This is a genomic window from Lysinibacillus sp. FW301-JW8 (genome assembly GCF_058788755.1).
The window spans coordinates 24224-36756 of record NZ_JBYTBB010000057.1 but is presented as its reverse complement, the minus strand read 5'-3'; the positions used below and the strand labels follow the sequence as shown (position 1 = coordinate 36756).

The 12533-nt window shown below is 35.2% G+C and carries 14 protein-coding genes and 1 pseudogene; 5 read left to right on the top strand and 10 right to left on the bottom strand.

The window, feature by feature from the left end; all coding sequences use genetic code 11:
• Positions 1–371 precede the first annotated feature (371 nt).
• The 3 genes and pseudogenes from AC3WOM_RS19990 to AC3WOM_RS19980 all read right to left on the bottom strand — a co-directional run bounded on the left by AC3WOM_RS19990 (position 372) and on the right by AC3WOM_RS19980 (position 2786).
• Positions 372–2233 (bottom strand): annotated as a pseudogene (locus AC3WOM_RS19990) (DNA primase family protein).
• A gap of 45 nt (positions 2234–2278) precedes the next feature.
• Entirely contained in the window at positions 2279–2548 is a 270-nt protein-coding gene (locus tag AC3WOM_RS19985) for a DNA-binding protein (protein WP_492448086.1), read from the bottom strand.
• On the bottom strand, positions 2538–2786 hold the full coding sequence (locus AC3WOM_RS19980) for a helix-turn-helix transcriptional regulator (protein WP_492448085.1): 249 nt from the start codon (positions 2784–2786) through the stop codon (positions 2538–2540). The genes AC3WOM_RS19985 and AC3WOM_RS19980 overlap by 11 nt, the downstream gene beginning before the upstream one ends.
• 138 nt (positions 2787–2924) lie before the next feature.
• On the opposite strand from AC3WOM_RS19980, the gene AC3WOM_RS19975 reads away from it, so the two are divergent.
• Positions 2925–3374 (top strand): helix-turn-helix domain-containing protein, encoded by a 450-nt coding sequence (locus AC3WOM_RS19975; protein ID WP_492448084.1) that lies wholly within the window; start codon positions 2925–2927, stop codon positions 3372–3374.
• Positions 3375–3421: 47 nt separating this feature from the next.
• On the top strand, positions 3422–4567 hold the full coding sequence (locus AC3WOM_RS19970; protein WP_492448083.1) for a site-specific integrase: 1146 nt from the start codon (positions 3422–3424) through the stop codon (positions 4565–4567).
• Between the two features lie 166 nt (positions 4568–4733).
• On the opposite strand, the gene rpmF is transcribed toward AC3WOM_RS19970, so the two are convergent.
• Complete coding sequence (rpmF, locus tag AC3WOM_RS19965) at positions 4734–4907, bottom strand: 50S ribosomal protein L32 (protein ID WP_054770816.1); 174 nt, start codon at positions 4905–4907, stop codon at positions 4734–4736.
• A 24-nt stretch (positions 4908–4931) separates the two neighbouring features.
• A complete protein-coding gene (locus AC3WOM_RS19960; RefSeq protein ID WP_427540830.1) occupies positions 4932–5465 on the bottom strand; it encodes a YceD family protein in 534 nt (177 codons plus the stop codon).
• A 176-nt stretch (positions 5466–5641) separates the two neighbouring features.
• Between AC3WOM_RS19960 and AC3WOM_RS19955 the strand changes: the two genes are divergently transcribed.
• Positions 5642–6853, top strand: coding sequence for a nucleotidyltransferase (locus AC3WOM_RS19955; RefSeq protein WP_427540833.1), 1212 nt, complete (start codon positions 5642–5644; stop codon positions 6851–6853).
• A gap of 45 nt (positions 6854–6898) precedes the next feature.
• Here AC3WOM_RS19955 and AC3WOM_RS19950 read toward each other — a convergent pair whose 3' ends face one another.
• Complete coding sequence (locus tag AC3WOM_RS19950) at positions 6899–7945, bottom strand: SepM family pheromone-processing serine protease (RefSeq protein ID WP_427540836.1); 1047 nt, start codon at positions 7943–7945, stop codon at positions 6899–6901.
• Positions 7946–8062: 117 nt separating this feature from the next.
• On the opposite strand from AC3WOM_RS19950, the gene AC3WOM_RS19945 reads away from it, so the two are divergent.
• A complete protein-coding gene (locus AC3WOM_RS19945; protein ID WP_492448082.1) occupies positions 8063–8962 on the top strand; it encodes a hypothetical protein in 900 nt (299 codons plus the stop codon).
• A 194-nt stretch (positions 8963–9156) separates the two neighbouring features.
• Here the strand turns inward: AC3WOM_RS19945 and coaD are convergent, their stop codons facing one another.
• From coaD to AC3WOM_RS19930, 3 genes are all read right to left on the bottom strand, one after another.
• The gene (gene coaD / locus AC3WOM_RS19940; protein ID WP_427540842.1) at positions 9157–9648 is read right to left on the bottom strand and encodes a pantetheine-phosphate adenylyltransferase; all 492 of its coding nucleotides are present in this window, start codon (positions 9646–9648) and stop codon (positions 9157–9159) included.
• A 1-nt stretch (position 9649) separates the two neighbouring features.
• Positions 9650–10216 (bottom strand): 16S rRNA (guanine(966)-N(2))-methyltransferase RsmD, encoded by a 567-nt coding sequence (gene rsmD, locus AC3WOM_RS19935; RefSeq protein ID WP_492448081.1) that lies wholly within the window; start codon positions 10214–10216, stop codon positions 9650–9652.
• Positions 10217–10292: 76 nt separating this feature from the next.
• The gene (locus AC3WOM_RS19930; protein WP_492448080.1) at positions 10293–11714 is read right to left on the bottom strand and encodes an RNA polymerase II; all 1422 of its coding nucleotides are present in this window, start codon (positions 11712–11714) and stop codon (positions 10293–10295) included.
• 56 nt (positions 11715–11770) lie between these two features.
• Here AC3WOM_RS19930 and AC3WOM_RS19925 point away from each other — a divergent pair, with 56 nt between their 5' ends.
• On the top strand, positions 11771–12160 hold the full coding sequence (locus tag AC3WOM_RS19925; protein ID WP_427540851.1) for a DUF7147 family protein: 390 nt from the start codon (positions 11771–11773) through the stop codon (positions 12158–12160).
• 2 nt (positions 12161–12162) lie between these two features.
• Here AC3WOM_RS19925 and AC3WOM_RS19920 read toward each other — a convergent pair whose 3' ends face one another.
• Positions 12163–12435, bottom strand: a complete 273-nt coding sequence (locus AC3WOM_RS19920) for a YlbG family protein (protein ID WP_427540854.1) — start codon at positions 12433–12435, stop codon at positions 12163–12165.
• Between the last annotated feature and the right edge of the window lie 98 nt (positions 12436–12533).

Sequence of the window (12533 nt, the reverse complement as noted above, 5' to 3'; positions counted from 1 at the left end):
ACTTTTTTGTGCTTACATGTAATTACAGAAAATTATGATTAATTTGAATGAGGCATTATTTTAATGCGATGCTAGTGTTTATTAATATAAAATATAAAGAAGTTGAATTTATCTGCTACCATCTGTTACGCACCGTTTAAACCCTTGATATGACTGGTTTTGTGAGGTAGCAGTTATCTGTTACCGGTAACGCATTTGACCTATATTTTCAATGAAAATAGCTAAAACGGTCACTTTTTAAGCCATTTTTTTGATGGAAATTCCATCACTTTTTTAAAATCACCCTTGATATATCAACGTGTTTCCCTAGGGAAAATATCAAACACCTAAAAAAGCATGTATTTCGTTAAAAAGGTAGCGCATTTTATAAATTAATCACTAACAAAGATGCGTTTATTTTTACTGTCTATTTTTTGCTGCTTAGTAGCATAACCGAAAAGTTGTTTAATCTGTTTACTAAAGCTAATATTGCTCACAGCCTGGAAACCATTTTCACTGCAGTAAACCTTGTACTGTAAATAGACATCACCAACAACAGATCGCTCCAGCTCAACATCTTCATTTGTAACAAAGCTAATAATCGGGTTGTTTTCCTCTTGATACTTTTGCAGCTCTTTTTCTACTACTTTTGATTTTGTAAAACCTTTATTTTCAAGCAACCGCTTTAATGCCTTAAGTGTTAAATTCAACACGTATTGCATAGATTCATCAGAAATTAATTTTTGCCTGATTAACGGGTCGTAATCTTCATCTGAAATATCAAATTTTGCTTTAAAAGGGACAATGAATAACCTTCTAACTAATCCGTTGGAATAATCGTTAATACGTGGCATTTCATTGGCCGAAAAGATTAATTTCGCATAGTTTTTAAAATCAAATGGATCCTTTCCCTTACGCTCTACGTTTAAACGTTCACCAGTTGCAAGCTTTTTAAAAATTGATGACTCTTTGATATATCCTTTTGAAATATCATCGCCAATATTGACTAACTTTCCAAATAGCTCAGCTGTTTTAAATCGTTGGTCCAGCTCTTTTAAATCTAATGACGAAAGATTATTCTCACCAACAAGTGCAGCTAAAATTTCTAAATATGATGATTTACCATTACTACCGTTACCTGTCAAAATAAATGAATAAGAATAACGACAATCTCTTAAAATTGAATAACCTAAGATTTCCTCTAAGATGGACCGTATCTTTTTATCATGGACTGCAATTTTATTTAAAGTACGATCCGTCACTTCATAATAGGCGCCTGGTATATAAGCAATTGGAATTTTATTGCGTGTAATTATATCCGGTGAAAAGTCTTGCAGCTGCCATGTTTCAAGATTAAATACACCATTTTTCATAACAATATATTGTGTTGATGCAAACTGTTTTTCTTTTGCATTTAGCTGGATATATGCTAATGTTTCTTGTCGTCTAGCCCTGGTCAATGATGAAATGTGTTTAACCATCATTCGCTCAATGTCTCCTCACGATCTGAATACACACCGTCATGGTAAATATGCAGCACGTTCGCTATTTTACAAATGTGATGTTCATTAATTAAGAAGTCACCGAATTTATCATGATGAAAAACACCCTTGATGAAAAATGATTCTTTCATAAATGCTTCATCACGTAAAATAATATTTAATTCACTCTTATCAACCGGTTGCTCTAAAATATAGTTGTTGATAATAGCAATGGTTTCTTTAATATCTTTCTTAGCCATTCCCTGCGACTGCATTTTTAAAATATAAGTAAATAATTTATCGTTCCGTCCGTCACCATCTGAAAGCTTGGCCAAGTTAGGATTTCTCTTGTTATAAGGATATAGCCACGCTGGTAAAGGCTCATGTTCTTCACACTTTCGGAGCCATTTACGAACCTGGCCATTTATTTTAAGTGGATCTGCAGTATTCTTTATCCCTAACTTATAATCGCAATGTATACCAATGTTGGAGTACCATTTGATTTTATTAGCCGTTAAATCATAGCCTTTAAAGTAAAAATGCATACCGTTGTTCGTTTGTAAAACAGAACAATTGATATTCTTATCCTCTACTATGTCTAGTAGTATTTCTGCTTCCTCTATATCATCCACATCGACCATAATAAAGTCGTCTTCTAAAATACCGACATAAGAATCTACCAATCTAACTGTATTGTAGGAAAGTAGCTTGCTACCATCTTTGAATGATGTGGCAGCATGCTTACCATTTCCTTTCAGGTAGCCCTTATACATCTACTCACCTACTTTCAATTACCTACTTGCCCCCACAAGCGATTTTTAAAAACTATTTTTTTCTAAAAAAAAATCAATCTCTTTCTTAGAGACCCTTTTAATTCCATCAATCTCACAAACTTTTAAACCTCTTTCTCTAAACTTTATAAAACTGTTGTAGCTTACCCCAGCATATAATGCTCCTTCACGAAGATTCATCCATTCTTTTGTCATCAATTGTTTTTGACTTTGCTCAATAGCTTCTTTAGTAGCAGATATTACAACGTGTTTTAGTTGTTCTTCTAAACCTTCAGGCATATCTAATTCAATACGCATTCCTCTCAATCCCCTCGTCTTTTTTCGTCTCGAAATCCATAAAAAAAATTTCGTTAATAGTTACATTAGGATTAACTTCTTTTACATTTTCATAAAAGATTTTCATTTCTTTATCCTTAAAACTTGTTTTCCCCTTTTCTTTGCTACGATATGTACCTTCTGAGATATTTAATTTAAAGGCCATCTCCTTTTGAGTTAATCCTGTCATTTTCCTATAGGCACATACTACATTACACATTCCTCTCAATCCTTTCGTCTTTTTTCGTCTTATGTTTTCGATGATATCAAATACTAAAAAAAATAACAATGGTTTTTCGTCGTTTTTCGTCGATTTATTTTCGATATTATGATATTATTTCGTTCAAGGAGGGATATTTTGAAAAATAATCATACTCAAAACGTACCAATTGGAAACCGTATTAAGTCAATTCGAAAGAAGTTAGGATTAACTACTAAAGAATTTGGGAATAAAATTATCCCTCCAGCTAGTGATAGTCTTGTTTCTAGATGGGAACGCGGTGTTAATCGACCAAATAATAATCGACTAAAGCAAATTGCTGAATTAGGGAACATATCAATAGATTATCTTTTATATGGTGTTAATGAACAGCAACTTGCAAAAGAAGCTAACTTATTTGAGACAAATTATTATGCTTCTAATGAAGGATTAAAAATTCCAGTTTTTGTTGATGAAGGAAATAATGTAAATATTCTAGTTTGGAAAGACAATGAATATCTAAATGAAGAAGATACAAAAGCATTAAATTTAATGATTAAAGGATTTTTATACGATAAAAAATTTATTAATCCTGAAAGAAAACACTAACAACCTCCAACATCTTGCCCCCACAAGCGGTCTAGGAGGAATATTTCATGGCGACAATTCAAAGTTATAAGAAAGACGGAAAGAACTATTACAAATTTCAACTTTATGTAGGTACTGATCCGCTGACTGGTAAAAGATTAAAAACTACTCGTAGCGGTTTCAAGACAAAAAAAGAAGCCCAACTCGCTATATCTCGATTGCAACTCGAAATAGAACTTGGGGACTTTGGCAAAAAAACCACTGACACATATCAGGACATATATAATTTATGGGTTGTGCAATATAAGAATACAGTAAAAGAAAGTACGTTTGTCAAAACAAAAGAAATGTTTAAGAATCACATCTTGCCAGCCATGGGCGACTACAAGGTCGATAAAATCAACGTGCGCAGTTGCCAAAAACATGTGGATGAATGGTTTAGTAAATTTAAAAAGTACCGTACAATGAAGGCCTACGCTTCTAAGGTTCTAGATTATGCTGTCACACTTGAAGTGATACCAAACAATCCAATGAAAAAAATTACAATGCCAGTCAAAATTGAGCAACCGTTAGATACGAAAAATGAAAATTTCTATACTAAAGATGAACTTAATCATTTCTTGGATTGCTTAGAAAAAGGGCGAAATTTTAGAGCCTATGTACTTTTCAGATTACTTGCATTTAGTGGTATTCGTCAAGGTGAAGCACTTGCTCTTACCTGGAATGACATTAACTTCAAAGATAGCGAAATTAATATCAATAAAGCATTATCTCATGGTGAAGGCTTAACATTAATTATACAGACACCAAAAACTAAGAGTTCTATCCGTACAATCAAACTTGATAATAAAACAATGGATATTTTAAAAGAGTGGAAAATGCGGCAAAAACAAGATTATCTGAAGTTGGGTATCAATACATTGAAGCCTAATCAATTACTTTTTAGTAATTCTAAGAATGGATTATTAGAACCTAATGTAATAAGGAATTGGATCTTACATGTTCAAAATAAGTTCGGATTAAAAAAAATTACTATTCATGGATTGCGGCATTCGAATGTAACATTACTTTTTGAAGCTGGTGCCAGTATCAAGGAAGTTCAAGAACGGCTTGGACATTCTGACATTAAGACAACCATGGACATTTACGCACATGTAACTGAAAAAGCTAAAGATGAGGTTGCTCAAAAGTTTGCAAATTACATGGGTTTTTAAATGCCATGCTAAATGCCATTTGTTGAAATCCAATGTTATCGGGTGACATAAGTAAAAAGAGAAACCCTTATATATCAAGGGTTTTACAGCTATTTGAAATCATTTGAAAAAGGCTAGTAAAGAGCCATGGTCTCTCTACTAGCCTTTTAAGTGAGCAAACACTGAATTATTTGCTTACTACTTCTTTACCTTTGTAATGTCCGCAAGCTTTGCAAACACGGTGTGATAATTTTGCTTCCCCACAGTTTGGGCAAGCTACCATACCAGGTACAGATAGTTTGAAATGCGTACGACGCTTTCTTTTTGCAGTTTTAGAAGTTCTTCTAAATGGTACAGCCATTGATGGCACCTCCTTACAGATCGTCTATTCGTCTGTTTGATCAAAATACTTAGCTAAATTAGCTAGTCTTGGATCCACTTTTTGTGTGTCAGCTTTTTTGTGTAGTTCAACGTCTTCATCTGTTGCGTAAGACCAGTTTTTACCACCTTGCACTTGTCCTTCGGTATTCTCCTTAAACACTTGCAAAGGTATTTCAAGAAGCACTAACTCCTCGATAACCGGCTTCATGTCGATTACTTCACCATCAATATAGTGAATTTCTCCGTCATCTTCCCCTCGTTTTTCTTCGTCAATCCAGCTGAAAACTTCAACTGTCTCAACTTCGATAGGAAACTCAACATCTTCCCACGTGCGTGCACATGGTAGTGTTAACGTCGCTGTCACGATTAGCTGACATGTCATTTGCGATGCACCGAAAGTACATAGCCCTTTTACATGAACGGGCGAAATTGCTCGAATATCCTGGTTTCGCTCCATCACCTCGTCCAACTGGACATAGGCATCGATTGGCATCCCGTTTTGGCGGTATTTAGATAATTGATGAATTGACCATTTCATTCGTTTAATCACCTCGAGACAACAATGTTGATTATATAATGTGTAAAAATAGATGTCAAGATAATTTCTTGTCACCACTATAAAACCCAACTATAATTATATACTATAATACACGTATTTTCTTTATTTAGTACCCGCTAAATAGGTTACTACTAACACAGATGGGGGCTTGATGCATGAAAGCAGTTGGCGTAGTAGTTGAATACAACCCTTTTCACAATGGACATGCTTATCATTTAGAACAGGCAAAAAAAGCAGCACAAGCTGATCTTGTCATCGCTGTAATGAGTGGAACATTTTTGCAACGTGGTGAGCCAGCCATGGTTGATAAATGGACACGCACAAAAATGGCACTAGTCGGTGGTGTAGATATCGTCATCGAGCTGCCTTATGTTTATAGTACCGCATCAGCAACTGATTTCGCTAAAGGAGCCATTGCATTATTAACCGCAATAGGCTGTGAATCTTTTGCATTTGGCAGTGAAGACGGTTCCATACAACCCTTTATGAGTACGTTTGAGCTTATTCATGGACATCGAGAGGAATACAACGCACTTATTAAAGAAAGCCTTACAACAGGTGCGAGCTATCCTAAAAGCTTACATTATGCTTATAAACAGCTTTCTCAAAAATTCCCTGCTACATACATTGATTTATCACAGCCTAATAATATACTCGGCTTTCACTATATTGAAGCTGCCAAAACATTAGATAGTGATATTATACCGATGACTATTCCTCGAATTACTGCAGGTTATCATGATGCTTTACAGGAGGGTGCATCCATCGCAAGTGCTACGGGAATACGTCAGGCTTTAGCAACCTCCCGTGAACTCGAGCAAGTACAAGATGTTCTACCAAAAGCATCTTTTGATTATTTAGCTAATTGGTATCGTCAGTATGGTAAATTTGCTAGCTGGGAGAGTTTCTGGCCATTCTTACAGTTTACACTGATTCGACATACACCTAACGAATTGAATCACTATGCTGAAGTAACAGAAGGAATTGAGAATGCTCTTATAAAGGCAGCCAAAACTAGTTATTCCTTTAGCAGCTTTATGGAAAAAATCAAATCAAAACGCTACACATGGACACGACTTCAGCGCATGCTTACTCATATTTATACTGGGTTTAGTAAGGAACAATTACATAATTGTGTTGCTCCATCCTATATTCGCCTACTTGGTATGAGTACAAAAGGGCAGACCTATTTAGGGAAGTATAAAAAAGACATCTCTTTACCATTAATCAGCCGTGTCGCAGCTACGAAAGATGCTATGCTTACTGTAGATATTCATGCAGCAGAGATTTACAACCTAAGCATTGAAACTGGAAATATAGAACAAAGTCTACCTAAAGATTATCAAACGCCACCGATTCGTTTATAGACCCACATACTATAAAAGGATGCCAGAAATTTCTAGCATCCTATTTTATTTGGGCTGTAACTGTTTTAAATATTTTATGGCATCATCTACGGTTTTAACAGGTACTATTTTCATTTTCGTGCCAATTTCTTTAGCTGTTTTTACTGCTGTTGCATAATTAGATTCCAATTCAGGATATTTCGCTTTCAATTCTGGAGAAATTTCATCATCTGGCGCAAAGAAGATTTCCATACCATCTTTATCAGCAGCGATTACTTTATAGTCTATTCCTCCAATTCTTCCAACTGAGCCATCAACCAACATTTCTCCTGTGCCTGCTACTGCATAGCCTTTGGTTAAATCCTCTTCAAGCAGTTGATCTAATATTTCAAGTGTAAACATTAGCCCCGCAGATGGACCACCAATATCCTCTGTCTTCATTGTCACTTTTGGGTTTGTTTCAATTGATTTACTTTCTGCGTACGAAATACCTAAACCCGCTCTTTTTTCCTCGGCTCTAGGAATTTCCTTTAACGTAATAGTGACCTCTTGTTCATTTTTGTTACGTATAAATTTAATTGTTGCTTGGTCTCCAAGCTCTTTGGGCTTCAGAAGATCTACTAGCATTTGCTGGTTACTAATTTTTTGTCCATCCACTTCGATAATTTCGTCCCCTGCTTTTAAAAGACCGTCTGACGCACCACCATCTAGAACATTTAAAACGAAGACTCCATCGAAATGTATTGTTGTTTGAAGTCCCGCTTTCTGGAAGGCAATATATTTTGCATTAAACTGGGAGTCAGACATTAATTTAAGCTGTCGAACATTATATTCTTCTTCATCTTCTAATGGATTACGCACCTGGTTAATATCCATTAGTTTTTGATATTTTTGAGTTTTAGCCCAAAGATACGAAAAAGGGGTCGCTTGCTGCATTGCTACTGTCATCAAACTCATAGAACCTTTATTTTCAGTATGATCGTTTTCCACAATAACAAATTTACTGACATCATAAGCACTTCCAGGCTTCATAATATAAGCGTCTAGTCGGTATAACATTAAAAAACAAATAACGACTAATAACACTGCATAAATACTTATTTTTTTCTTCATTTGGAACACCTCCTAGGACGCTCGCAAAACCATACGTTCATGTTTTTGCCTTTTTTACATATATTGATTTTAGCATTTGCCTATGTGAATGACAAAAAGTTGAAACGAGATGATAACATGTATGCCACAATTCAAATAGCGCTCTGCATCGTTCTTATTCTATTACTCTTGTTATTCCCACAAACAGCTCATCACGGTACTGACTTAGGGTTAACTCTATTTATGGATGCGCTTTTCCCATATTTATTACCGTATTTAATTTTAACGCAATGGTTACTGCGTTTAACGGCTCCTATGCGCACAAAGACCAAAAGAGCCTCATTATACGTACAAGCCTATATTATTAGCGCACTTGGAGGTTATCCAACTGGTGCTACAACAATTGTTTACCTAAAAAACAGTGGGCAGCTTCATCCTAAAGAAGCAAATTTTTTACTGGCAGTCTGTCATGCACCGAGTCCACTTTTTGTGCTGGGTTTTGTAAGCCTTGATTTGTTACACAGTAATACGTTTGGCTGGCTATTTTTATGTTTACTACATAGTTTTAATATCTGTTGTTTAATAACAGGTTATTTTTTATTCCGCAAATCTGATCTTCCTAACATTTCTATTCATAATACGACTTTATATACAGCACCTTTCTCAGAAAGCATTAAAGAGACAGCACCAACGATTCTTTTAGTTGGGACAACAATTATATTTTTCACTACGATCCAAACGATTGTACAACAAGGCTTGGATAAACTTATACCAAAATTACCTTATGCAGCTGAGCTTTCTATTGCTGCCATTCTCGAAGTTACAAATGGCCTTAAAATGACTGTCGCAGCCTATCCTGATCTTTCATTTTTACCATTACTAGTAGTTCTATTACTTACGATGCAAAGTATCAGTATCCATTTGCAAATTTTTGTTATTGCCAAATCAGCAAAGCTTTCTGTTCGGCCATATATAAAATTCCGCCTACTTAGCATAATCATTGTGCCAACTATTTATGCTCTTTTTTTCTTAAAATAACGAAAGCTGCTTATATTTAAAGCTCATTTTTTCAAATGTATGATGAATATGGCGAATTGAGAGTGATTCTCTTTCTAGGCTACTCACTTTAGCATTAGAGCCGAGTAGCCTCACTCTATCAACAGCTATACATTTAATGGATATCAGCTAAAATTAAAAAGAGGACGTCCAAATACTGACATCCCCTTTGTTTATCATTTCGTAAACTCATATTTTTCTTTTAAGGCAGCTACAACACACGTAGGAACGAGTTCATTGACGCCACCACCGTATTTTGCCACTTCTTTTACAATGCTTGAACTTAAGAAGGAATATTGATTTTTGGTCATGATGAAAAAAGTTTCAATTGTTTCATCAAGAAAACGGTTCATCGAAGTAATTTGCATCTCATATTCAAAATCTGATACAGCACGTAAACCGCGAACAATAGCCTTTGCTTTTTTTTCTTTCGCATAGTCTATCAATAATCCAGATGAGCTTTCGATGCGCACGTTTGGCAACGTTTTCGTCACCTCAGCCATTAAAGCCATGCGTTCTTCTACAGAAAATAGCGGCTGCTTCGATGAATTATTTAACACAGCTACATAAACAGTATCGAATACATCTGCCGCACGATTAATAATATCTAAGTGGCCAAATGTTACAGGATCGAAACTTCCAGGAACTACAGCAATTTTCTCTGACAACTTATTCTCCCTCTTCCTCTGCAAAACGATAAACGGAAATAATCGTTCCACCATATGTTTCTTGTCTCTTTAATACAAAATCTCCAAAACTTTGTGGTAGTTCTACTTCTGTTGCATGTTCACACAAAATAATGCCATCTTGCTGAATTTTATGATTGTCGACAAGTACTTGTACTAAATCATAATATTCTTTGTGGTGATAAGGTGGATCTAAAAAAACTAGTTTAAATGTAATATCCCGTTTTAATAGCGCTTTCACAGCTCGTTTAGCATCTATACGAAAGAGCTCAGAGCAATCCTCATACCTACATTTTTTTATATTCTCTTGCAGCACCTGAAATGCCTTAGCATCCTTTTCAATGAATATAGCTTGATCAACGCCTCTGCTTAAAGCTTCGATACCTAAACCACCGCTCCCCGCAAATAAATCGAGCGCAATCCCTCCATCAAAAAAAGGACCTATAATATTAAAAATGGATTCCTTTACTTTGTCTGTTGTAGGTCTCGTTGTATTTCCTGCAATCGCCTTTAACGGCATCCCTTTTCGTTCTCCTGCTACAACTCTCATTTACGTCATTCACCGTACTTTCTTCTTCCATATAAAAGCATTTTTGCAGCGGAAGACAAACCTCCGCTGCAAAAAATTATTCTTGCTCTTGTGTTATTACTTGGATACGACCATCATTTTTTTGTAATTCTACTAAGAATAAGCGTTGGAGCCAAGCTTCCTCAACATAATAATGATCAGCTATTTTAATAATTGGTTCTGAAATAGTAGGGTATCTACGTTGATTAAATACGTAGAATCCTGGTTCTTTCGGGAATCTAAATGTGCGATTATCACTTTTTACATAATAGCCATTTTCCCCTTCAGTAGCGCTATAACCAAGATAAGGCAACAATGTATCCGCTGTATATAAAGATTGCCCTTCATAACGGATAAATTGAACATCTCTTTTCAAGGTATCATTTACATAAATATCACGTTCATCTTCAAAATATAATGGATATGTCCCGTTCTTTTGTTCCATATTTAACTTAAAATAAGAAGTTTTTGCACCTAAAACCGTTGATAAAAGATCATCCATCGATGCTGGAGAAATCGGTTCTTCTCCAAGTTTATTCATCGCTTCCTGCCAAGCGGCATCCTGATCTACAGTCATATATTCTTTTAATGTTGCCACGATTTCCTTCGTTTTTTCAGAGCCAATCATATCCTTCACTAAATAGGATGCCACAACCTCTGGTAACCATTCAGGAGAATTATCGAACTTATATTGTGATTTGATTTGTGACAGAACCACTTCCTGCTCTACCGCTTGTACAGTTAAAGTTGGTAAAAATAATAGACGATCATCATGTTCTTTCATTGGATTTTTTTCTTGAATAATCGCAATATGTTGGTCATTTAAAAACTGTAAATTTTCTAATGATTTCAAGAAATCCTTTGAAATAGCTCCCGGTGCATAAATAGATAATACAGAGCTTTGTTCTTGTACCTTGAAATTAGCTGATTGCCAATAAATATCACGGATTGTACCATTCCCACTAAACATTGTATAGTTAACAAGTGCTAGCTGTTGCTGTCCAATTAAAGGTAGTCCTGTAATCCATTGACCTGCAAATTTACTATCTGTAGAAATATGGACAATAGAATAAGTTGCTTCACCATTTAATAATGTGGCTAACACATTTTGGATAAGCATTTTATCTTTTAAGCCACCCTCGATTGGAATTATGTATGAAACAGATTGAGATTTGATTTCTCCCTTTGCAAAATAGGAAGCTTCATCCGATAAACGATCACAGCTTTTTTCAGTTTCCATAAAGCAGCTGAGATTGATTGCATTTTCTGGCCACTTAATTTTTACCTTTTGATTAGGTAGATTTTTAAAATGCTGCCTAATATCCAAGCTATTTTCGCGATAGAAAATTTCTATCTCTTGTGAGTAAAGGAATTCACCATTACCAGTCTCTAAGTCAGAAGAATATGCATGATACTGGAAAAAAATTATGCCTGTAATTATTAAAGCAAGTACTGAAAAAAAACTCATTGCAAATTTCATATGCTTGACCTCCCACAGCATGATACTATGTATATTGGAAAGGATGTGCAATTTTTATGCCACAACAATTTATAGAATTAGGTGAAGGCTATGGTGATGTCTACGAGCTCCTTGAACTAGTGAATACCAATCAAAGTCGTTTTCACCAAGCCTTTATACTAACTTCCTCAAAAGAAGAAAAAAAAGTTGCTTCTTTAGCAGTTGCCTTCAAACCAGTCGGTGAAAGTAAATTTATGCCGATTTATATTTGTCGAGAAGGCATTCCTTATATAGCAGAACAGCCTTCAAAGCGACAAAAAATATTCGAAGAAAGTATTGAGCAACTAGGTCGAAAAGCGGTTGTTGTAGAAATAAAGCACTCATCTATATTTTCGGAATCAAAACTATTTTATCAATACTTAATAGGAATAATGAGGCTTCATCACTATATTCCTGCATTAACGTAATATTATAGACCTGCTTTGTAGTCATATTCCTTCGCTTTATCAGGTTTTGCATTTTCAAACTCAGTTTTAACGAATGGACGATAAGACTTTACAACGTCTTTTACAAACGGAAGGCGTTGTAGTTTTGTTGTCATCATTTCAATTTCCTCTCGATCGCAATAGAGCACTACATATTTTTGCCTCCGAGAAATATAAAGAACATGACCATATTTTCGAAGAGACTTCGCATGTTTTAATTGATGGACGTACACGATTAGTCCTTGTCGTTCGTTCATATAGTATTCCCTCATTTCTTACATAAAAGAATACCATAGACCGGAAAATGATAGCAACAGAGTTTAGCTGACAGAACGCTCATTTTTCCGTTATAATG

What these genes read in the sequence shown, in the direction of transcription:
- AC3WOM_RS19985 (WP_492448086.1), bottom strand. Translation starts at nt 2,548, where the DNA reads ATGCGTATTGAATTAGATATGCCTGAAGGTTTAGAAGAACAACTAAAA.
- AC3WOM_RS19980 (WP_492448085.1), bottom strand. Translation starts at nt 2,786, where the DNA reads ATGTGTAATGTAGTATGTGCCTATAGGAAAATGACAGGATTAACTCAA.
- AC3WOM_RS19970 (WP_492448083.1), top strand. Translation starts at nt 3,422, where the DNA reads ATGGCGACAATTCAAAGTTATAAGAAAGACGGAAAGAACTATTACAAA.
- rpmF (WP_054770816.1), bottom strand. Translation starts at nt 4,907, where the DNA reads ATGGCTGTACCATTTAGAAGAACTTCTAAAACTGCAAAAAGAAAGCGT.
- AC3WOM_RS19960 (WP_427540830.1), bottom strand. Translation starts at nt 5,465, where the DNA reads ATGAAATGGTCAATTCATCAATTATCTAAATACCGCCAAAACGGGATG.
- AC3WOM_RS19955 (WP_427540833.1), top strand. Translation starts at nt 5,642, where the DNA reads ATGAAAGCAGTTGGCGTAGTAGTTGAATACAACCCTTTTCACAATGGA.
- AC3WOM_RS19950 (WP_427540836.1), bottom strand. Translation starts at nt 7,945, where the DNA reads ATGAAGAAAAAAATAAGTATTTATGCAGTGTTATTAGTCGTTATTTGT.
- AC3WOM_RS19945 (WP_492448082.1), top strand. Translation starts at nt 8,063, where the DNA reads ATGTATGCCACAATTCAAATAGCGCTCTGCATCGTTCTTATTCTATTA.
- rsmD (WP_492448081.1), bottom strand. Translation starts at nt 10,216, where the DNA reads ATGAGAGTTGTAGCAGGAGAACGAAAAGGGATGCCGTTAAAGGCGATT.
- AC3WOM_RS19930 (WP_492448080.1), bottom strand. Translation starts at nt 11,714, where the DNA reads ATGAAATTTGCAATGAGTTTTTTTTCAGTACTTGCTTTAATAATTACA.
- AC3WOM_RS19925 (WP_427540851.1), top strand. Translation starts at nt 11,771, where the DNA reads ATGCCACAACAATTTATAGAATTAGGTGAAGGCTATGGTGATGTCTAC.
- AC3WOM_RS19920 (WP_427540854.1), bottom strand. Translation starts at nt 12,435, where the DNA reads ATGAACGAACGACAAGGACTAATCGTGTACGTCCATCAATTAAAACAT.